Origin of the sequence: Streptomyces sparsogenes subsp. cuspidosporus (assembly GCF_039532705.1) — a bacterium.
Taxonomy (GTDB): Bacteria; Actinomycetota; Actinomycetes; order Streptomycetales; family Streptomycetaceae; genus Streptomyces; species Streptomyces sparsogenes.
The window spans coordinates 26111-46113 of record NZ_BAAASD010000041.1 but is presented as its reverse complement, the minus strand read 5'-3'; the positions used below and the strand labels follow the sequence as shown (position 1 = coordinate 46113).

At 74.3% G+C, this 20003-nt stretch carries 17 protein-coding genes; all 17 read right to left on the bottom strand.

Features of this window, described 5'->3' with window-relative positions; translation table 11 throughout:
* Nucleotides 1–2: 2 nt before the first annotated feature.
* The gene (locus tag ABFY07_RS33815) at nucleotides 3–1139 is read right to left on the bottom strand and encodes a hypothetical protein (protein ID WP_346178151.1); all 1137 of its coding nucleotides are present in this window, start codon (nucleotides 1137–1139) and stop codon (nucleotides 3–5) included.
* Nucleotides 1136–3271, bottom strand: a complete 2136-nt coding sequence (locus tag ABFY07_RS33810; protein WP_346178150.1) for a hypothetical protein — start codon at nucleotides 3269–3271, stop codon at nucleotides 1136–1138. The genes ABFY07_RS33815 and ABFY07_RS33810 overlap by 4 nt, the downstream gene beginning before the upstream one ends.
* A gap of 2 nt (nucleotides 3272–3273) precedes the next feature.
* On the bottom strand, nucleotides 3274–4608 hold the full coding sequence (locus tag ABFY07_RS33805; protein ID WP_346178149.1) for a hypothetical protein: 1335 nt from the start codon (nucleotides 4606–4608) through the stop codon (nucleotides 3274–3276).
* A gap of 11 nt (nucleotides 4609–4619) precedes the next feature.
* Nucleotides 4620–6581: a phage tail protein gene (locus ABFY07_RS33800; protein WP_346178148.1), complete on the bottom strand. Its 1962-nt coding sequence runs from the start codon at nucleotides 6579–6581 to the stop codon at nucleotides 4620–4622.
* Nucleotides 6578–8638 carry a putative baseplate assembly protein gene (locus ABFY07_RS33795; RefSeq protein ID WP_346178147.1) on the bottom strand — a complete coding sequence of 687 codons (2061 nt, stop codon included), beginning with the start codon at nucleotides 8636–8638 and terminating at the stop codon, nucleotides 6578–6580. The genes ABFY07_RS33800 and ABFY07_RS33795 overlap by 4 nt, the downstream gene beginning before the upstream one ends.
* Nucleotides 8635–10617, bottom strand: coding sequence for a baseplate J/gp47 family protein (locus ABFY07_RS33790; RefSeq protein ID WP_346178146.1), 1983 nt, complete (start codon nucleotides 10615–10617; stop codon nucleotides 8635–8637). The genes ABFY07_RS33795 and ABFY07_RS33790 overlap by 4 nt, the downstream gene beginning before the upstream one ends.
* Complete coding sequence (locus ABFY07_RS33785) at nucleotides 10614–11036, bottom strand: GPW/gp25 family protein (RefSeq protein WP_346178145.1); 423 nt, start codon at nucleotides 11034–11036, stop codon at nucleotides 10614–10616. Before ABFY07_RS33785 ends, ABFY07_RS33790 begins: the two co-directional genes overlap by 4 nt.
* Nucleotides 11033–11728 (bottom strand): phage baseplate assembly protein V, encoded by a 696-nt coding sequence (locus ABFY07_RS33780; RefSeq protein ID WP_346178144.1) that lies wholly within the window; start codon nucleotides 11726–11728, stop codon nucleotides 11033–11035. The genes ABFY07_RS33785 and ABFY07_RS33780 overlap by 4 nt, the downstream gene beginning before the upstream one ends.
* 2 nt (nucleotides 11729–11730) lie before the next feature.
* Nucleotides 11731–12912: a phage late control D family protein gene (locus tag ABFY07_RS33775; RefSeq protein WP_346178143.1), complete on the bottom strand. Its 1182-nt coding sequence runs from the start codon at nucleotides 12910–12912 to the stop codon at nucleotides 11731–11733.
* 10 nt (nucleotides 12913–12922) lie between these two features.
* Nucleotides 12923–13594: a CIS tube protein gene (locus ABFY07_RS33770; RefSeq protein ID WP_346178142.1), complete on the bottom strand. Its 672-nt coding sequence runs from the start codon at nucleotides 13592–13594 to the stop codon at nucleotides 12923–12925.
* Between the two features lie 112 nt (nucleotides 13595–13706).
* Nucleotides 13707–13889: a putative phage tail protein gene (locus ABFY07_RS33765; RefSeq protein WP_346178141.1), complete on the bottom strand. Its 183-nt coding sequence runs from the start codon at nucleotides 13887–13889 to the stop codon at nucleotides 13707–13709.
* Nucleotides 13890–13894: 5 nt separating this feature from the next.
* The gene (locus ABFY07_RS33760) at nucleotides 13895–14413 is read right to left on the bottom strand and encodes a phage tail protein (RefSeq protein WP_346178140.1); all 519 of its coding nucleotides are present in this window, start codon (nucleotides 14411–14413) and stop codon (nucleotides 13895–13897) included.
* Complete coding sequence (locus tag ABFY07_RS33755) at nucleotides 14410–15903, bottom strand: phage tail sheath family protein (protein WP_346178139.1); 1494 nt, start codon at nucleotides 15901–15903, stop codon at nucleotides 14410–14412. The genes ABFY07_RS33760 and ABFY07_RS33755 overlap by 4 nt, the downstream gene beginning before the upstream one ends.
* A 1-nt stretch (nucleotide 15904) precedes the next feature.
* A complete protein-coding gene (locus ABFY07_RS33750; protein ID WP_346178138.1) occupies nucleotides 15905–16360 on the bottom strand; it encodes a phage tail protein in 456 nt (151 codons plus the stop codon).
* 31 nt (nucleotides 16361–16391) lie between these two features.
* The gene (locus ABFY07_RS33745; RefSeq protein WP_346178137.1) at nucleotides 16392–18656 is read right to left on the bottom strand and encodes a phage tail sheath C-terminal domain-containing protein; all 2265 of its coding nucleotides are present in this window, start codon (nucleotides 18654–18656) and stop codon (nucleotides 16392–16394) included.
* Between the two features lie 10 nt (nucleotides 18657–18666).
* Complete coding sequence (locus tag ABFY07_RS33740) at nucleotides 18667–19392, bottom strand: carboxypeptidase-like regulatory domain-containing protein (protein ID WP_065967828.1); 726 nt, start codon at nucleotides 19390–19392, stop codon at nucleotides 18667–18669.
* Nucleotides 19389–19967 carry a Pvc16 family protein gene (locus ABFY07_RS33735; protein WP_346178136.1) on the bottom strand — a complete coding sequence of 193 codons (579 nt, stop codon included), beginning with the start codon at nucleotides 19965–19967 and terminating at the stop codon, nucleotides 19389–19391. The genes ABFY07_RS33740 and ABFY07_RS33735 overlap by 4 nt, the downstream gene beginning before the upstream one ends.
* Between the last annotated feature and the right edge of the window lie 36 nt (nucleotides 19968–20003).

Here is a 20003-nt window from a genome sequence, read left to right as displayed (position 1 = left end):
CGTCAGCCACCGCCGTTCGTCGCCGCGACCGTCGCCAGGACGAGGAAGTCGACCGCCCCGGGCTGTTCGACGACCTTCGCCGGGGTCGCCAGGGGGTCGTACAGGCGCACCCGGCAGCGGACGCGCCGGTCGCCGTCCACGGTGGCCTCGGCCGGGCCGCACAGCGTCCCGTCGGGCAAGGGCGGGGTGCGCGGGGTCAGATGGACATGGAGGACCACGCGGCCGTCGGCGACCTGCTCCGGGAGGATGCCGGAGGGCAGCGGCAGCAGCATCCCGTCGGTGGCGGTTCCGGAGGCCACCAGTGTGCTGCCGGCCGCCATCCGGCCGCTGAAGCTGCCCTCGATCGTCAGGTTGCCGTTGGCTGCCACGGTCATCAGCGGGGAGACCGCGCCGCCGCCCTGATAGAGGCCGAAGACCAGGCTGGGCTGGTCACCGCCGGACAGCACGAGCGCGGGCCTGCCCTCCTGGGCCGCCGGGTCGGTCCGCAGGGTCAGCGTGCCGGACCGGGCCGCGACGGTGTCCGCGCGCACGCCCGCGAAGCGCACCGCGACGCCCCGCGCGCGGGTCTGGACGCCGCTGAAGTGGCCGTCCGCCCATCGGACGTAGCCCAGCAGCACGAGCCAGCGGGCGGGCGGATCGGCCGGCGGCTCGCCGATGGCGGGCGGCCGCTGCTCCTCGGCCAGCCGCTCGTCGCCCCGGCGCCCGAAGAGGATCTGGTACGACTCCTCCACGCGGGTCGAGGTGGCGCTCCCGGAGCAGGAGACCGGCCCGGGGGCCCGGGCCGGTTCCCGGTCGGCGGCGGTGAGGAAGACCGGGTACGGCTCGTCGGTGGGCTGGTCGGCGCCGTTGACCGCTTCGAAGTCGCTCTCGCGCAGCACGACCGGCTCGGTGAGGACCACTTCGCGGCCCGTCCCGTCCACGGCCATCCCCGCGGCGACGCTCACCTCGACATGGCGGACGCCCGTCAGCGGGTCGGTGCGGGGCTCGGTGGTGAGGCCGAGCCCTTCGACGATGCCCCACTCGTGCAGGTGCCGCGCGTACCGCGCGGCCCGGCCGCGCGCGTACTCCACCGTGGCCGTCAGGTCCGCGGCGGCCAGCACCTGGCCTTCGTGGAAGGCGGGGCGCAGGGGTCCCGTCATGGCGTCTCACCGGACTTCCGGGTACGCGGCGCCCGGGCGCGCTTGGCCGGCGGCTTGGCGGGCCCGTCGGCCTGATCCGGGCCCTGGTCGGAGGCATGGTCCGGGCCCTGGTCGGAGGCATGGTCCGGGCCCTGGTCGGAGGCCTGGTCCGGGGCCTGGTCAGAGGTCTGGTCCGGGCCCTGGCCCGGTGTCCGGTCCGGGGCCTCGCCGGTTGCCCGCTCCGGGGCCTCGCCGGTTCGGTCCGGGTTGCCTTCGAGCTGCGCGAGGCGCGGCCCGAGCCGTTCCGGCAGCCGCTCCGCCAGGTGGGTCACCTGCGTCTCCGCGCTGCTCATCTGGGCGCGCAGCCCCTCCAGGGCGGCGGTGAGGTCCGCGACCTGCGTCCTGAGCCCGGCCAGTTCCCGCATGCTGTCGGTGACTTCGCTGGGGGTCGTGTAGACCTGTTCGTGCAGCGCCTTGGGCGGCGTCTCGCCGGGCGCGGGGGTCAGCAGCAGGGACAGCATCTCCTCCAGGTCGCCGGTGCGCGGCCAGTCGCCGAGCAGTCCCTCCGCGTACGGGCGCGCCACCGGGCCCTCCGAGGGGAGCGCAGGCTTACGGCACGACGGGAGGGGGCCGCAGCACACGCGCTCGGCGAGTTCCCGCAGCCGGTAGAGCTTGGGCAGCCACTCGCCGTACGCCGATCCGCCCGGCAGCACCTGTTCCCGGGTGGCGGAGCAGACCCGCACCACATCGCAGCCTTCCAGCTCCACGTGCGCGAGCAGGACGTCGGTGTCGGCGCTGTCGCCGCACGGCGGGTTCAGGGTGGCGCACGCGGCGTCGGTCAGGAACCGGCGCAGCGCGGTGCCCAGCGCCGCGGCCGCCTCCGCGATCTGCTGCGCCTCGGCGACGGTCGCCTTCTCGGTGCTGTCCGACGGCGGGGGCGGCAGCAGCGGTGGTACGTCGACGGTGGCGACGTCCGTGCGCAGCGCGCAGTCGGCGAGGTCGGCGGCCTGGTCGAGACGGCCCAGGAGCCACTCCCGGATCAGGGCGATGTCGGCGCGGAACTCCACCCGCAGCGCGTGTCCGAGCGGCGTGCCCTGGGCGAGCATCCGCACCTCCAGCGGCGCGTCCGGGTCGCCCTGCGCCGGTACGACGCGGGCCGCGGCCTCGGTGACGACGGCGCGGGCGATCGTGCGGCGCAGCGGGTCCGGCCACGCCGCCTCCAGGTCGGCGCCCCTGAGGCGTTCGCAGGCCGTGCCCAGGACGGCGCGGGCCTCCCGCACGGTGGCGAGGTCCGGGTAGTCCCTCCCGAGCTGCTCCTGCCCGGCCGGGTCGTAGGTGTCGAACCGGGCGACGGCGGCGGCCAGCGCGCGCACGTGTTCGGTCGTCTCACGGGCCGTCGGCGGGGGCGGCGGGCCCTCACCGCCCGCGTTCTCGCGCAGCCACGCGAGAGCGGTGGCGTACCGCCGCGCGTCGGCGGCGTCGAAGCGGAAGGTCCGGCCGGTGCCGAGCGAGGCGACGAGGAGGGCGTCGGTGTACATCCCCAGCCGCCGGTCGCGGGTGCGGGCCCGGTCGGCCCGTGGGAGGTCGCCGAGGCTCGCGAGGAGCCGGGTGCCGGGGTTGTGGCGGTGGTCCTCGACGTCGGCCCGTCCGACGAGGAAGCGGAACCCCTCCTGGATCCTGGAGGGCACACATCCGGGTGCGGGGCAGGGCTCCTCCGTGGCGTACGGTGCCACCGGCTCGACGGGGGACTCCTGGTAGCGCACATAGAGCCCGTAGCGGCGCCCGCCGTCGTCGCCGCAGTCCGCCCCGCAGTCCACGCCGAGGCCGCTGATCCGCAGTTCCCGCACCAGTGCCGTGACGTCGACCCGTTCGGTGCAGGGCACCACGATGTCGTTTCCGGCGCGGTCCAGCGCGTGTCCGGGGTGGACCGCCACGGTTCCGCCGCCGCACGGGTCGCAGGTGACGCCGAGGCCGCAGACGACCCCCGGCCCGTACAGGGACCGGTTGTGCAGTCTGCTCTTCGCCGTCGTGTACTCGACCAGCAGGCTCAGGTCGTCCTCGGTCAGCAGTTGCCCGGCGAAGAAGCGGGGGCGTACGAAGGCGGAGGTCCGGGTGGCCTCGCCACCGCAGCCGCATCCGCAGTCTGTTCGCATGATCAGCGCTCCTTCACGAAGAACCAGCTCTCGAAGACGTCCCCGCCCGCCCCGGTGCCGGAGGTCCAGGGGCCGATGCCCGAGGGCGGGAGGTGGCAGTCGCCGTGCGCCGCGGCCGGGGTCGCCCCGGCGTCGATGGTCGGTACGCGTCCGCCGACGTGGGTGCCGTCGACCGGGCGGCAGCAGCGGTCGAGGATGAACGCGGCGCGGACGGTGATCAGTACGCGGTCGCCGTCCTGCAGCGTCTCGCGGGTGGTCTGGCGGTAGCGGAACTCCCGGGTGAACTTGCCGCATTCACCGCCTGTTTCCGGGTCCGGTTCGGCGAAGGTGCCGCCCATGTACCAGGTGGAGGCGTTGCGGCCGCTGCCGCCCTCGATCACCTGGAGCTCCACCACGCCGGGCCGCAGCGTGTCGGACCGTACGTCGGCGGAGAACCGCACCACGAGCCCGCCGTCCTCGTCGTGGGTGCCGAGGAGGTCCTTGGCCTCGTCGATGGTGTAGGTGTGTCCGTGGATCCAGTTGACACCGGTGATCACCGTGGGCAGATGGCGGCCGAACGGACGGCGTACGTTCATGTGGATCCGGTCGCGGCGCACCGGCTCGTGCCAGTCCACGCAGTCGATCCTGGCCAGCCAGAGCACCTTGTGCCCGCAGGGCGTGCAGCAGGTGTCGCAGCGCTCGTCGGCCGGCGGCTCGCAGCCGGTGACCCGTACCCTGTGGCACTCCTCCGTCCAGCCGAACTCGCAGTCGGGGGTGTCCGCGCAGCCGTCGTTGTAGACGGCGCGGGTGGGCTCCACGGGCCGCTCGGCGTACTCGACGCCGACCCAGACGGTGTCGGTGTCCCGTTCGTGCGGGGGAAGCGCCTTCCACAGGTCGATCACGCAGGCGCCGCGCACCACGACCTCGTTGCCGTCGCAGTCCACGGCGAGACCGGGCGTGATCGCCACCTTGGCCCTGCGCCGGGTGCGCTCCGCCGGCTCGGCACCGCCGGCTTCCGTGCTCTCCTCGGGCAGCCCCGACTCCTCGGACGGCCCCGACTCCTCGGACGGCCCCGACTCCTCGGGCAGCCCGGACTCCTCGGGCAGCGCGGATTCCCCGGCGGTGTCCGGCGGGCAGTCGTCGTCGTCCCGCGGCACCGGTTCCACGTGCAGGCCGCACACCACGCCGTAGCCGAGCAGACAGCGCATGCGCAGTCGCGACTTCTCGCGGTGGTACTCCTGTTCGCGCTGGAAGTCCCGCGCGCCCAGCATCTGGCCGTGGAAGTACCGCAGCCGGCGCAGCGGTGGCGCGTCGAACTCCCCGCTCCTCGATGTCCCTGTCGTCCCTGGCTCCGTCATCGCCCGTCCTCTCACGACACTCGCGTATGCACACCGACGGCGGAGACGACTCCGACGCCCACTCCTCGGCGCGGCCCCCTCGGCCCCGGCCTCAGCACCCCGTCGCGGTTCAGCCGCACCGGGCGCTCACCCCCCAGCACGGGCGCGGGCAGCGGGACGAACGCCGTGTCCACGCCGACCGTGGACCGCGCGCCCACCACGAACCCCGCACCCCCGGTGCGCACCGACCCCACCGTGTGCGCGGGTGCCTGCCGCTCCACCAGCCGCCGCAGCGCCGCCCCGTCCGCCGAGCCGGCGGGCAGGAGCACCCGGAACCGGTGCGCGTGCGCGGTGTACGGATCGCTGTCCGGGGTGCCGAACGCGCGCAGCGGCGCCGAGCCGAGCGCCGAGCCGCCGAGCCGGAACCGGCTCGCCGACCGGCCGAACAACCGGACGGATCCCAGCTCTTCAGCCTGGCCCGATCCCGCCGGGGTGCCGCCCACGGCCTCGCGCAGCCGCGCCCAGCGGCGGTCCGCCGCCGACTCGTCGATGACCGGCGCCACCCCGAACACGATGCGCACCGCCTCCCGCAGCGCCCCCGGCGTGCCCCGGCGCCGGTACAGCTCCGGGGCCGCGGCCAGCAGCGCGCGCCGGGTGGCGGGGTCCCAGCCCGCCTCGAACGACAGGCCCAGCAGCCCGGCCAGCCACGGCAGCACCCGGTCCGGGACGCCCGCCGGGTCCAGCAGCGCCGGGTACCGCTCGATCACCCGGTCGACCTCGGCGAGGGTGGCGTCGAACAACGACAGGAAGCGTTCGGTGAAGTCGTCGGCCGCGGGGTCCTGCCGGAAGGCGGGCGGCAGCAGGTCGGCGCTGGTGACCCTGGGGAAGTCCAGCCGGATCCGGCGGACGACGGGGGTCGCGCCGCCGTCGCCCGACAACCGCAGCCGCAGCCGCAGGAAGCGGCCGGGCGGCTGGTCGACGAGGAAGTCCGTGACGCCCGGGGCCGAGGCCTGCCAGTCGCTCTCGTCGTACCGGTCGTCCTCGCTCACCACGATCCCGACCGCGACCGCCGTCCCTGCGGGCACGTCGGCGTCCACGCGTACGCGGTGCCAGCGGCACCGCGAGATGCCGCTGTCGATGAGGGTGGTGACGTACGACCCGCTGGTCACATACGCGTCGGCGGCCCGCGGCGCGGCGTCCCGGGGCAGTCCCCGCCAGGTGAAGCAGGTGGTCCGGGGGCCGTCCGGGCCCTTCTCGCCCAGGCAGAACCCGTCCTCGTCCGCCGAGGTGAGCGCGGACGGCGGCAGGGCCGCGGCCAGTTCGGCCACGGTGGCGGTGCGAAAGGGGCGGCGGCGACCGCCCCGGTGGATCCTGAGCCGTCCGCCGTCGTCGGTGAGCAGCCACACGGTCTGCCCCGGTCCGGTGCGCAGGCCGATGACCTCGCCGCGCGCGCCGGTGCGCAGCACGCCGCGGAAGCCGCCCGTCGAGTCGAACCGCCGCAGGAGCGTGCTGCCCCGGCAGGCCACCAGGACCTCGTCGTCCGGGCCCGGCGCGGCCCACCGCGGCCGCTCGACCCGGATCACCCCGGCGAGTTGCTCGCCCTCGCGGCGCCACACCAGCACCCGGTCGGACTCGACCACGGCCAGCCGGTGGCCGCGCGCGGCCACCGAGACGGGCTCGCGCGGCGGGGCGGGGTCGCAGCCGGGCGGCCGGACGGGTGTGAAGGCGTCGCCGCACACGTCGCGGCGCAGCAGCCGCCGCTCGTCCGGGACGAGCAGGTACCAGGCGCACGGCCCGCACCCGGGGGCCAGCCGCGGGTCGGGGAACCAGGGCAGGAGTTGGTCCCTGGTGGGGCCTTCCGGGGCCGTGCCGCGGTAGGCGAGCCGGAGGCCGGCCGGGTCGTCGAAGCCGACGAGGCCGTGCGCCTCCTGCTGGTCCCAGCCGACGTAGGCGTCGAGGAGGCGGAAGGTCGCGGGGTGCGGTGCGCAGGTCATGGTTGCTCACCTACCGGGATCAGCAGCGGGCGCTCCGGCCAGACCAGAGTGTGGGGCGGGAGGGCGTGGTCGGTGCAGGGCGGGTGGCGCACTCCGTCGACGGTGAGCGAGAGCCGGGTCACGGCCAGCACCCCGTCGACGGCCAGGAGCCGTCGCACCAGCGCCGTGTGGCGCAGCGCGCCACCGAACGGCCAGCCCGCGCCGTCCTCGCCGCCGCGCAGCGGGTCCAGGTAGCCGCGCACCGCGTCGCCGGCCCGGGCCAGGACCGCGGCCCGGTCGAGGTCCGGGTCGAGGGTGACCCAGGACTCCACTTGGACGCGGCGGTACGGCGCGGGGGCGGCGACCACCGTGACCCCGGCGGGCGCGGCCCGGCGGGACAGGAAGTCGGCGACGGCCCGCAGGGTCGCGGCGGTGGGGACCGGCGGTTCGCCGGTGTCGTCGCCCGGCGGTACGGGCGGCGCCGACGGCACCACGAGCACTCCGACGACGCCGGGGATCGGCACCCCGGGGAAGTCGGGGTGCAGGCCGGGGACGCCCCGGGCGCGGGCCACCGACGCGCCGGGCGCCCGGGTGGCGAGCAGACCGTAGTCGGCCGGGGCCACGGCCCGGCCGCGCGCCCGCAGTTCGCCGACACCGCGGCGCATGGCGTCGGCGTCGGGCTCGGCGTCGGTTCCGCCGGAGGCCGGGAAGGGGTTGTTGACGCCGGTGACGAACGGCAGCGCGGTCACCACCCCGCCCACCGCGCCGGCCCGTACGGCGCCGGCGCTGCCGCCGCCCACGCGGTAGCGCACGGCCCGGACGTTGCGGAAGCCCGGGGGGACGGCCGCGCCGTTGACGCCGTCCCCGAAGGTCACCTCACCGCTGTCGTGGTCCACGGTGAACACCCGGTCGTCGGCGCCGTACCCGGCCAGGCTCTCCACCTCGCGCCACCGGGACGTGGTGCCGGCCGTGGTGCCGAACACGCCGCCGCCCGCGTCGTCGTCGACCTCGATGACCACCGAGCCGGCGAGGATGGGCACCTGGCTGAGCTTCATGCGGCGCCGCCCGCTCGCCGCGGGGTCCTGGACGGGCTGCAGCGGCTCGTCGCGGATGGTGCGCGCGGCGGTGGCGGCGACCACGTTCAGCCGCAGTCCGGACAGCACCGGCGCCGGTCCCGCGAAGGCGCCGTGTGCGATCCGCACCCGCAGCCAGCGCAGCCGGGGGCGGGTGGCGGACGGGCTGCCCGGCTCCCAGGAGCGCGGGACCCTCAACTCGACGGTCCCGCCGGCGCTGAGCCCGGCCGTGGAGTCCCGCAGCAGCTCGGCGGGGACGAGCCGGGTGCCGTCCAGCACGTCCCAGCGCAGCAGCGGCCCGGGCGGCAGCGGCAGCGGCACCGTCCCGCCGGAGGCCGCGGGCGCGGGGGGAGCGGCGACGACCACGAAGCCGAGCGACAGCCGCGGGTAGGGGGCGGCCGGCCCGGCGAGCCCGATCCACAGCCCGTTGCCGGGCTCGGGGTCCCGGCCGAAGGGCGCGAAGGGACGGCTGGGCCCGGACGGGCCCAGCGGCAGCGGCTCCAGCGTTCCGGCCTCCTGGACGGCGAGGTCGCCGAGGGTGGCCGGGGTGGCGTACAGGTCCTGGTCGGTCTCGTAGACGACCTGCCCCGCCGGCGTCGAGGCCGCGCTCTGGAACCCGGCCGGGACGAGCACGGAGGAGCCGTCCGGCGGGTTCACGGTGAACTCCAGGAGCGCCGCGGCCGCGCCGGCCGGGCGCCGCCGCACGCCCGCGATCGCCAGGTGCTCGGCCAGCACCTTCTCCGGCAGCCGGTTGACGCGGCCGAGCACGGGTTCGGCCTGGATGCCGAAGAGGCGGACCAGCGCGACGCCGGCGTCCTGGCGGTCGGGGTCGGTCCAGTCCGGGGTGTGGCCCGCGATGCGGCCCCGTACGCCGGTCCGGACCGCCTCCCGGGTCGCGTCGACCAGTTCGGGCTGGACACCGGTCGGTCCGGGGCCGGGCACGGTCCGCCCGTCCGCCCTCTCCCGTTCCCCCGCGTCCTTCTCCCACCACACGCCGCCGGTCATGCCAGCCCCTCCCCTGGTTCGACGGCGGGCACGATCCGGGTGCGGACCGTCCGCAGCACGGGAAGCGCCCCCGCGCCCAGCGGCACCTCGTCGCACTCCTCGTCCGCCTCCGCCCCGTCCAGGCCGATCGCCACCGCGGCCACGTCCGCGAGGTCCCCCAGCGCCCGCTGGGCGGCCTGCAGCAGGGCCGAGGGCCGCAGCGGCTGTCCGAACGGCCACCCGTCCTGGTCCTCACCGCCCACGAGCGGGTCGAGGAAGCGTCGCAGCGCCGCGGTGACCTGGGCGGACACGCGGGCGCGGTCGGCCGGGTCGCCCGACAGGGCGACGCCCAGCGCCACCTCGCGGTAGCGCGGCGGGCGGACGAACACCTCGGAGGTGAGCAGCCGGGCCTGTTCCAGGCGGGCGGCGACCGCGCACAGCATGCCCGGGTCGGGCAGCGGCGCGGCCACGAAGTCCTCGCGGTCGAGGTCGTCCCGGGGCGCCGCCGGGACGATGTGGACCGTCACCGCGCCGGGCACGGTGGCGCAGGGGAAGCCGGGGTGCTCGCCGAGGGACGGGTGGGCGCGGGCGACGGCGACGCCCGGTGTCGTACGGGCCAGGGTGACGAAGTCGTCGGCGGTGACGGCGCGGGTCACCTCCCCCAGGGACGCGGCCGCGCGACGGCGGGCCTCGGTGATGGTCTCGGGGTCCGCGCCGCCTTCGGCCCGTACCAGGTTGGCGGCCGAGATCGCGCCCGACGCGGCCGGGACGTCCGTGGCCGCGGTCCAGTTGCCGGTCATGCCGCCGTTGCCGTCCCGGCCGCCGCCGGTCGTGTACTCGACGCTCAGGTCCGGGTCCGGGCGGGGGACGCGTCCGGTGAGTCCGTCGCCGAACACCACCGCGCCCTCGGTCCGGTCGAGCACGAAGATCCGGTCGGCCGGGCCGCCGAAGGTGAAGTCCGGCACCTGCCGCCACTCCTCACCCGCCAGGCGCACGGTCGCCTCCAGCAGGCGATCGGCGGCGTCGGGCAGGACGAGGTGCTGGCCGGGCAGCCTCAGCCACGCGTCGAGCTGGTCCCGGAGGTCGGCGCCGCGCACGGTGCGGCGCCGGCGGTGGTGCGCGGCGGAGACGTTGACGGCGAGCTGGAGGAGGCGGGGCGGGGCGGGGTAGGTGGCGGCCGGGGTGGACACCAGGAGCCCGGTGTCCCGCGTGGTCCAGCCGTCCGGGGGGTACAGCCGGACGACACCGGACCGTCTGAACCCGGCCGTGCCGTCCTCTACTTTCTCGAATGTCCCGGCCCGGCCGGAGACGTCTTTCCCGAACCGGCCGGAGACGTCCGTGCCCGGCCGGAACCAGGACCAGGTCAGCTCGGCGGGGGGCGGCACGTCGGCGACCGCTCCGGGCAGCCACGACGGCACGGACGCGGCGGGCGCGTCCAGCTCGACGAGCAGGCCGATCGGGCCGGGCGCGGGGTGCGCCCCGGTGAGCGGCAGGGTGAACCGGACCTCGGCGGGGGCGCCGTGGCCCGCCAGCAGCGGCACGCCGCGGCGGGCCCGCAGGTCCGCCGTGCGGTCGCGGTCGGTCCACACGCCGACCTCACCGCCCTCGGCGAGCGGGAAGACGGCCACCTCGTCGTCGAGGGTGAAGACGGTCTCTCCCGTGGGGTCCCGGGTCAGCGCCGTCCCGGCGGGTACGACCGGGACGGCGGTGCCCGCCTCCTGGGCGGCCACGCTCAGCACGGTGGCGGCGGGGCGGGCGGGGCGCGGCGGTTCCAGGCCGAGCAGCCGCAGGACGGCGACCACGAGCGCGTCCGGCACCTGGTCCAGCCAGTACAGCCGCTGTTCGAGGAGGTGGGCGAGGAGTTCCAGGAGCGTGACGCCGGGGTCGACGGGGGCGTGCAGCGTCCAGGTGCCGTCCGACTCGGCGGGGATCCGCCGGCGGATGGCCGCCATCATGTCGGCCCAGGTGAGGTCGTCCAGCTTGGGCGCGGGCAGGGTCATGAGGTGCCCCCGGCGAGGCCGGTGAGCCCGGTGAGCCCGGTGTAGAACGGGAACACCAGGTTGGCCTTGGTGTTGCTGCGCCGGACGCGGTAGACGACCGAGACGGTGATCCGCGACTCGTCGGCCGGGTCGGCCTCCGCGCGGACCTCCTCCAGTTCCACCCGCGGCTCGTGGTCGCGGACGGCCACGGCGATGGAGTGCTCCAGGTCGCGCAGGTTCTGCACACTGCCGGGCGCGAACACCAGTTCCTGGGCGCGGGTGCCCAGTTCCGGCCGCATGACCCGCTCCCCGACACCGGTGAGCAGCAGCGCCCGCAGGCAGTGCTCGATGCTCTCCTCGCCGACCGCGTAGCCGAGCCGTCCGGACGCGTCGGGCAGGATCGGGAACCGCCAGCCGGTCCCGAGGAACTCCTCGCTCATGCCGTCCTCGCCTTCTTGGCCAGCACGGCCGGGGTGAGCGGCGGGGCCGGCGGGCCGGTCGGCCCGGCGGCGGAGGGGTGGGTGTGCGCGTTGAACGCCTGGAGCAGTGCGTTGCCGAGCACGAGCGGTTCGGTGGCGCCGCCGCCGAGGTCGATGGAGGGCGAGTCGACCGTCACCTTCGGCGCCTTGAGGGTGATCTCGCCCTGCGCGGTCACGGTGACGCCGCCGCCCTCGGCCGCGGTGATCCGGATCGCCTTGCCCTCGTCGTCCAGCTCCACCACGTGTCCGGCGGCGGAGGTGATCCGTACGGCGGCCTTGGACCGGGTGTCGTCGAGGACCACTTCATGGCCGTGCCGGGTCCGGATGGTCTTCTGGTCGCGGCCTTCGGTGCGGGCGGTCGGCGGCTTGTCCTCGCCGTTGTAGAGGCCGCCCAGGACGATCGGGTACCGCATGTCCCCGTGGACGAACGCGACGAGCACCTCGTCGCCCTTCTCGGGGACGAACACCGAGCCGTAGCCGCCTCCCGCGTACGGCTGGCTGACCCGGACCCAGTCGGTGACGGTGGTGTCGTCGAACCACGGGAACCTCAGCTTGACCTGGCCTTCGTCATTGCCCTCGTTCTCCACGACGAGCGCTTCGACGACGCCGTAGTAGCGCTTGTCGGTGGAGCGGGCGCGTGGCGTGCCCCTCATGGTCACTGATCCCCCTGATGGATCCGCCGTGCGGTGAACTGGGTGAAGAAACCACTGGTGTTGAGGGTGTGCTCGACCCGTTTGACGAAGTACGTGCCCGAGAAGCGGCGGCCGAGGCCGTAGATCTCCAGGTTGTCGCCGGGCCGCAGCTCGGGCAGGCCCGCCACCTTGCCGGTAGCGGTGATGAACTCGTAGGCCCGCTCGCGCAGCAGGCTGATCGCCAGCTCCCGGGCCTCCTGATCGCTGCCGACCGGGGCGTCGACCACGACCTCCTGACGGCCCTGGAGGGTGGACTCGGCGACCTGCGGTCCGCTCTGCCCGTCGGCCGTGTTCTGCCCCGCCGGCAGGTTCTCGGCGGTCGCGGTGAACGCGATCGCCTGCTTGGTACGGGGGTCCCAGCCACGCACGGTGACCTTGCTGACCTGCTGGGACACCGTGAGCGTCGGGGTGAACTCGATCAGGTTGGGGATCAGTCCCCGGGGCTGGTCGGTGGGGCCGGTGCTCAGTCCGGGTGCGTACGCCAGCCGGTACACCCGGATCGGGCGGCCGTCGCGGCCGTCGGTCGGCCGGACGAAGTACAGCGTGTCCTCGCCGTCCTTCGGGTCCGGCAGGATGTAGCAGTCGAAGTCGAGCCGCTTGGCCCGCTCCAGCAGGAACGTGGCGTCGTCCTGGTTCTTCTGCACCACCAGGTCGTGCGTGGGGCCCTCCCTGGTGACCTCGATGCGCAGGTGGTTGCGCCGGGCGATCTGCTCGGCGATGCGCCAGTCGGGCAGATTGCGGTAGACCTTGGTCTCGTTCTCGGTGGGCTTGCGGTCCTTGAGCCGCAGCAGCCCGTCCACACCGCTGATCTGGACGGTGGGCGACGCCCCGTCGGTGAACTTCGGGCTGAGCGTGGAGATGGTCCCGGTGGCCACGGTGAGCAGCCTGTCGGCGTAGCCCAGCCGGACCGACACCCGGCCGCCGAGTCTGAAGCGCGGTGAATCGCTGTGCTTGAACCGCAGGCCCACGTCGTCCCAGTTGTTCAGGGTCAGGTCGAAGCCGGACATCTCGTCGAGGTCCCGGTTCACCTTGATGTCGATGATGTCGTTCTTGGTGGACGGGTCCATCTCCAGGCCCTCGACGCGCACGTCGAACTCGGGCGCGTACCGGTCGGGGGACGCCACTTCGGGCGTGGGGGTGCTCATCGCGCGCTCCTCACGCCAGCCGGGGCACGGTCAGCACCCGGCCCGGCCGCAGGTCCCGCGGATCGCTGATGCCGTTGGCGCGCGCCAGCTCCCGCCAGGCGTCGGGCCGCCGGTACAGCGCGGCGGAGATGGAGCTGAGCGTGTCGCCGCGGCGCACCACATAGCTCTTCTCCACCGTGGGCGACGAGCGCGGTGTCTCGGCGACCTGCGCGGCGGCCGGGCGGAACTCCTTGAGCGAGAGGTCCAGCATGGCCCGCAGCGGCACGCCGTCCGGCCGGAACAGCTGGTAGTTGACGTCCAGCTTCTCCACGACGCCGGTGAAGACCTCCTCGTCCCAGACGAACCGGACGACCGGCGGGGCGTGTTCGCGGCTGTCGGGCCGCAGCAGGTTCCGCACCGCGTCCACGTACGTCTTCCGTACGTTCTCCAGGGTGTCGGAGGTGTCCACCAGCGCCTGGACCGTCAGGGTCTCCGTGCCGCCGCGGACGTACTGGAGGGGCGGTGTCTCCAGGCCGGGGATGGTGATCTCGGCGAAGGTGTTGCTCTTGCTCAGCTTGTAGTCGGTGGGGTTGAACCGCAGCGGGATCCGCCGCTGCCGCTCGTCGGCGATCACCGGCCGGACGATCTCCAGCCGCGCCCGGGCGGCGCCCTGACGGGCGAAGGACACCGGCGTCACGCTCACAGTGCCTCCTCGTTCGCCCCGCCGCGGCAGCGGCTCATGTCACCGTCGCCCGCGCGGCGCAGAGGTGCGGCTTTCGTCACCGTCTGCAGCCCGGCGGCCGCGCGTGCGACGCTCACAGTGCCTCCTGGTCACCGAAACGGCGTTCGTTCTCGGTGTGTCTGGCGCGTGCGCACTGGTCCTCGTACAGCTTCGCCCAGGCCTGGATGTGCTTGTTGAACAGCTTCGTGAACACGGCCCCGTCGTCGCCGTCCACCTGGAACCGGACCTCCAGCTGGTGAATGGTCACCTTCGGCACGTCGGTCACCTCCCCTCGCCCAAGCGCGGCAAGGCGTTCGCCGCGGCGTCCTGCAGGACCTTCGTCAGCCCCTCGTGCGCGATCTCCAGCGACTCGACGGCGATCGCGTTCTGCTCCGCGTGCAGGTCGGGGCCGCTCCACTTGGCGGCGAGCCCGCCGTGGAAGGCCCATGCCGCGCCGGGCACCCCGTCCGGGCCGAGCACGATCACCGCGCCGTCGCGGCGGGCGCCCAGCGAGTCGGCGAGCCCCGCCTGGTACCAGGCCCACAGCCCCGGGTCGCGCACCACCCCGCGCTTGAGGGTGATCCGGTTCCACGAGTGGCGCAGCGGCAGTTGGTGGACCGAGTCGTTGCGGCCGCCCTCCGGGTAGCTGGTCACCTCCAACTGTGCGCCGAGCCCGGTGACCTCCTGGAACGCGCCGGACGCGGCCAGCGGCAGCAGCAGCGCCTGCGCGGGCGGCAGATACGCGTCGCCGGGGTCGAGGGTGACCAGGAAGCGGTATTTGGGCAGTGGATCCAGGGTCATGCCTCGATCACCTCCAGACCTCGGTCCTGGCCGAGGACGAGACGCAGCCGGATGAACTCCATGGGGACGGCCGGGGCGACCTCGATCTCGCAGACCAGCTGTCCCGGGTCCTGCTCGGGCGGGTTATTGCTGTCGTCGCACACCACCCGGAACGCCTGCTCGGGCCGGTCGCCGGCGAGCGCCCCGGCCCGGAAGGCCGACAGGAGCACGGAGGTCAGCGCCCGCACCAGGGTCAGCCGCAGCTCGGGTGAGTTGACGTCGAACACCAGGGGGCTCGCCACCCGCCGGATCGCGCGCACCAGCAGGTGCACCAGCCGGCGGTGCGCGATGTAGCGGGTGCCCGGGTCCGGGGACAGGGTGCGCCCGCCCCACACCATCAGCCCCCGCCCGCGGGTGCACCGGATCAGGTCGATTCCCGCGTCGAACAGCCGGACCTGCTGCGGCTCGGGGTACTCGGCCGCGAGGTCGACCGCCTCCAGGATCACGGCGCCCGCGGGGGTGTGGTGGGCCCCGCGCTCGCCGTCGAGGCGGGCGATCACGCCCAGGACGTGTCCGGACGCCGGGACGGTCCGCAGGGCATGCCCGTCGGGGGTGCGCAGCGGCGGGTGGTAGACGGCGGCGCAGCCCAGCAGCCGGGTGTCGCCCGTGGCCGCCAGGGAGCCCACCCAGCCGACCGCCTCGTCCACGGAGACCTGCCCGGGCGGTACGTCCAGGACCGCGAGGCGGTCGTGCAGGGGCGCGACGCTTCGCAGCAGTTCGAGCACCACCTCGGTGTGGGTGTCGCCGGTCAGGTCCGCGCCGAGGTCCGGCAGCGCCACCAGCGCCGGTTCCGGGAGTTCGGCCTGGAGCGCCACGGCGTCCGTGTACTCACCGCGGCCGGGCGCCGCGTCGGTGCCGCCGTCGAGCGTCAGGTCCCAGGACATCGAGATCGGGCCGGGCCGTCCCGGTGGCGGTGGCGGCCCGTCCGGGACCAGCCGGATGTAGCGGGAGGCGGTCAGCCGGTCGGCCAGATCGGCGGGCGGCAGCCCGGGGAAGGTCTCGGGCGCCTCGCCGGGCATCATGACCCGCACGCCCACGCCGGCCGGCCCGGCGACGGTGCTGGCCTGGTAACGGATCGCGACCCGCCCGCCGTTGGCCCAGGCTCCGGGGCTGGTGGCGACCACCTGGTAGCCGGTGGCGGCCAGGCCGCTCAGCGGACCGGCGGTCCACCGTGTCCGGGCCGTGGTGGCCGGCCCGGACACGCGGAGCACCCAGGCGGTGCGGCCGCCGTTCTCGAAGAAGCCGCGCAGCGCGTACGGGGTGGCGAAGGCGCCGTCCGGCGGTCCGAAGGCGCCCACCACCTCGTTCCAGCTCTCCACGCGCACCGGAGTGGAGAGCGGGCCCCGGCGGAGCCCGCCCAGGAACGCCGCCACGTCCGTGCGCATCGGCTCCGCGTCCAGGCCGCGTGGCCGATGCGTCAGGGACACCCCGGGGAGCGCTTCTGCGGCCATGTCAGACGTCGATCTCCAGCTTCTCGACCGCCAGGACGAGTGTCTCCATGGCGATCTCGTTCTTGGTGGCGCTCAGCGTCGGGCCGGTGTACTTGGTCGGCCAGCCGCGGTCGAAGTTCCAGCGCATGGTTTCGGTGCGGTTCTCGTCCAGCAGCACGATCGAGCCGGAGGTGCGCCGGACCTTGCCGTTGAGCGCTTCGACCACCCAGTTCCAGAAACCGACGTGGCCGGTGATGCCGCGCTTGAAGGTGAGGTTGGTGAACTTCTTCAGTCCCGGGATCTTGCGGACGGTGATGTCCTCGCTCCCGGTGCGGTACTCGATCGGCGGGATCTCCAGCTCCAGGCCGCTCACCTCGGTGAAGGACCCGCTCACCGCGACGCCGTCGTCGCTGACGTTGGTCACGATGATCTGGAAGTTGTATGACGCGTAGGGATCGTCCCTGGTCACGGGCGGCATGGTGGCCTCTCCTCGGTCCTCGGTCGGGCGCTCAGGCGAGCTGGGTCTCGCGGGTCTTCTGCTGGATCCGGAAGATCACGAACTCCGCCGGGAAGACCGGAGCGACACCGATGGCGCAGATCAGCCGACCGTTCGCCAGGTCGTCCTCGGTCATCGTGGTGCGGTCGCAGGCGACGAAGAACGCCTCCTCGGGGGTGGTGCCGGCGAGCGCGCCGCTGCGCCAGACGGTGGTGAGGAAGTTGGTGACCGTCTGGCGGACCAGGGCCCACAACGCCTCGTCGTTCGGTTCGAACACCACCCACTGGGTGCCCTCGTCGATCGACTCCTCCAGGTAGAGGAACAGCCGCCGGACGTTGACGTACTTCCACGAGCTGTCCGAGGAGAGGGTGCGGGCGCCCCAGACCCGGTGCCCCATCCCGGGAAAGAACCGCAGCGCGTTGATGCCCTTGGGGTTGAGCAGGTCCTGATGCCGCTTGGTGATGTCCTGGGCGATGCCGTCGGTGAGCCGGATGCCCCGGATGACGGCGTTGGCCGGTGCCTTGTGCACCCCCCGCTCCACGTCCACGCGCGCGTAGATCCCGGCCATGTGGCCGGAGGGCGGCAGCTCGACGTCGCGGCCCGTCGAGGGGTCGCGGGCGACCAGCCACGGGTGGTAGAGCGCCGCGTACTTGGTGTCGAACGGCTCACGGAACGCCTGGACGCCCTCGATGTCCAGGCCGTCCTGCGGGTCGAGGATCGCGAACCGGTCCCTGAGCAGTTCGCAGTGGGTCACCAGGGCCGATTCGACCGTCCCGGACCACATGCCCGGCACCGCGCAGACGGCCACCTCGTCGATGTCCTCCAGCGCGGCGATGCCGGTGCGCTTGCCGCTGCCGCCGTCCTCGCCGACGAAGTCGGCGACGCTCAGGCTGCCGTAGGCGTCGTCCCCGTCCGCCAGCGTCAGCCAGGATCCGACCGCGGGCACGGGGAACTTCGCCGGGTCGGTGGACAGCGCGGCCAGGGCCGTCGCCCGCACCAGCCGCGAGCGGTCGGCCAGGGTGGTCACCAGGTTCGCCGGGGCCTCGCCGGTGAGCCGGAGGTTGCGGTGGGTCTCCGTCACCACGGTCCCCGACGGCTCGGTGAACCGGGCGTCCACCTGAGCCTCGACCAGGTGCAGCCGGTCGGTTTCGAACAGCGTCCCGGGCACGTTCGCGTCGAGTGTGACCACGTCCGCGGCGATCGAGCGGACGGAGCGGATGGTGAGGGCGGTGCCGTCGTCGAGCTGGACGACGGCGCCCTCGTACAGCCGGCTCGCGCCGCCGATCCGCAGTGTCGGCCCGGCCGAGGTGTTGCCCCGGCGCACCCGGCGCACCACCAGCCCCTTGCGCCACGCCTCGTGGGCCGTGCCGGACGGCAGGGTCAGCGCGACCTTCCCGTCGGCGGGTTGGCCCGCCTGGACCTTGAACCGGCCGGAGCCGATCTGCACCCACAGGTCGCCCGGCAGGTCGTCGGGGTCGAGCCCGGCCACCGCGGCGACCTCGACCGTCTCGCTGTCCGCGGTGGCGTCCGCGGTCAGCCGCGTGACGAACAGCCCGCCCTCCTGCGGGTCCGGCAGCACCGGCAGCGCGGCCGAGGCCATCGGCTGGATCCGCACCTGCACCCCGCCGCCCCATGAGCCGGGGCTGACGGCGGTGAACTCCAGTGTCTCTTCCGCGCTGCGCTCCCCGACCTGTACGTAGTCGCCGCGGCCCGTCCTGACCTCCGCGGTCAGCGCGGCGTCCAGTTCCACCCGGTGGGCGGTCGCGTCGTAGGCGGCGACACCGGCGGTGTGGATCACCTGCTGGTCGTCGCCCCGGAAGATCTGGATCTGCTGCCCGACGCCGGAGAACCCGATCAGGTGGCCCAGTTCCAGGCGGGTCGCGCCCTTGGCGGCGTCGCCGGCGACCGGGCTCACCAGGCCGTGGCCCATCACTTCGGAGGCCGGCGTCGCCTGCCTGCTGGCGACCCGCTTGACATACAGCCGCTGACCGCCGTTGTCGAAGAAGCCCTTGACCGCCAGCGGGAACAGCCACCAGCGGCCGCCTTCCTCGGGGTCGTTCGCCCAGGTGTCCCGGATCAGGGCGTCCGGCTCGGGGAGGAACCCGCCGAACGTGTTCTGGAACTCCAGGAAGTTGGTGACCAGCTTGGGCTTGCCGGTGTACGGACCGCGCACGGTGACCCCGGCCATGCCGGCCGTACTGGTGCTCACCCCCGCGATCGGCCGTGGGCCCGCATCGATCTCCTCGATGTAGACCCCGGGGCTCAGATACTCCGCCATGGACGGCTCCTCACTGCTCGCGGATCTCTATGACGTGCCGGCGCTCGGTGTCCTGGGGCAGCCGCACGACCAGGGATCCGGACCGGCCCGGCCGATCGAGGGCCAGCAGGCGGAACGTCTCCTCGACGGCGTGCTCGTCGGCCTTCTCGCCCTCCCACCGCAGGGCCAGCCGGAAGGCGCCCGCGGCGTCGGACAGGGTGCGCTCGTGCCACGGCGTCAGGTCCCGGCTGGTTCGGCCCCGGGCCTCGACCAGCGCGTTCGCGATCGGCGCCCCCGTGGCCGCGTCGACCACTGCGCCGTGCACCGTGCGCAGCCCCGGCGGGTAGGGGTAGGAGACGCTGGGCAGCAGCCGCACCAGGCGCGGCTGGGTCGCCACCGCCGGCGGGTGGGCGTCGTCGTGCGGGTGGACCAGGAACTCGACGCCCACCAGACCGGCCGAGAACGGCTCCCCGTCGGCCGGGTACAGCGGCTGGTAGCCGGCGGCCGCGAAGCGGGCCCGGTGGCGCCGCGGCCGGGCCGCCCACGGCTCGGCGCACCTGCCGAGTCCCGGGTAGGCGAAGGCGGCGCTGGGGGTGCGCACGGCCACCTCGTCAAGCGGCACCCAGGCGCCGTCGTCGAACCGGTCCAGGTGGACCGTCACCCCGGCGCCGCGCACCCGCCCGGCGTGGTCGTCGAACGGGATGAACCAGGCGGGGCTGTGCAGAGTCGAGCGGGTCAGCGGCAGGAAGCGGCTCATGGCATCGCCGTCCCGCCGATGACCCGGCTGTGCACCGGGCGGACCGCCGTTTCGACCGCGGAGTCCAGGTTGACCACGCGGACCTCGTAGTTGAGCGACAGCCGGTACGGCTTCTGGATCGCGTACCAGACCCAGGACTTCTGGTCCAGGGTGAGCGGGGTCAGGCTCAGGTGCAGTGAGTCGGTGCTCGCCGCCAGGCTGCCGGACAGCCGCGTGCCGTCCAGGATCGCGTCGTCGTAGAAGGTCTGCATGGCCCGTCCGAGCATCCGGTGCTGGGTCTCCTGGTCTCCGCCCCAGGGGGTGATCAGGTATCGCAGCAGCAGAGCCATCGGCGGCTTGCGGGTGGTCGGTGGGTCCGGCGGCTGGGAGCGCACCGGCGGCCGGTTGCGCGAGGTCGGGTCCTCGGCGATCTCGTAGAGGAACACCGTGAGTTTCGGCGGCGGTGTCTGGACCGTCTCGGAGAGGTCGTTGAGCTCCGCGATCGGCGGTTCCACCTGGCTGAGCCCGCGCAGGGCCCGGGTCAGGGTCTCCACGACGACCGTCGAGACGTCGGCGATGACGCCGAAGTCACCCATGCGCGTCCTCCTCCCCGGCTCCGCGCCCCGAAAGCG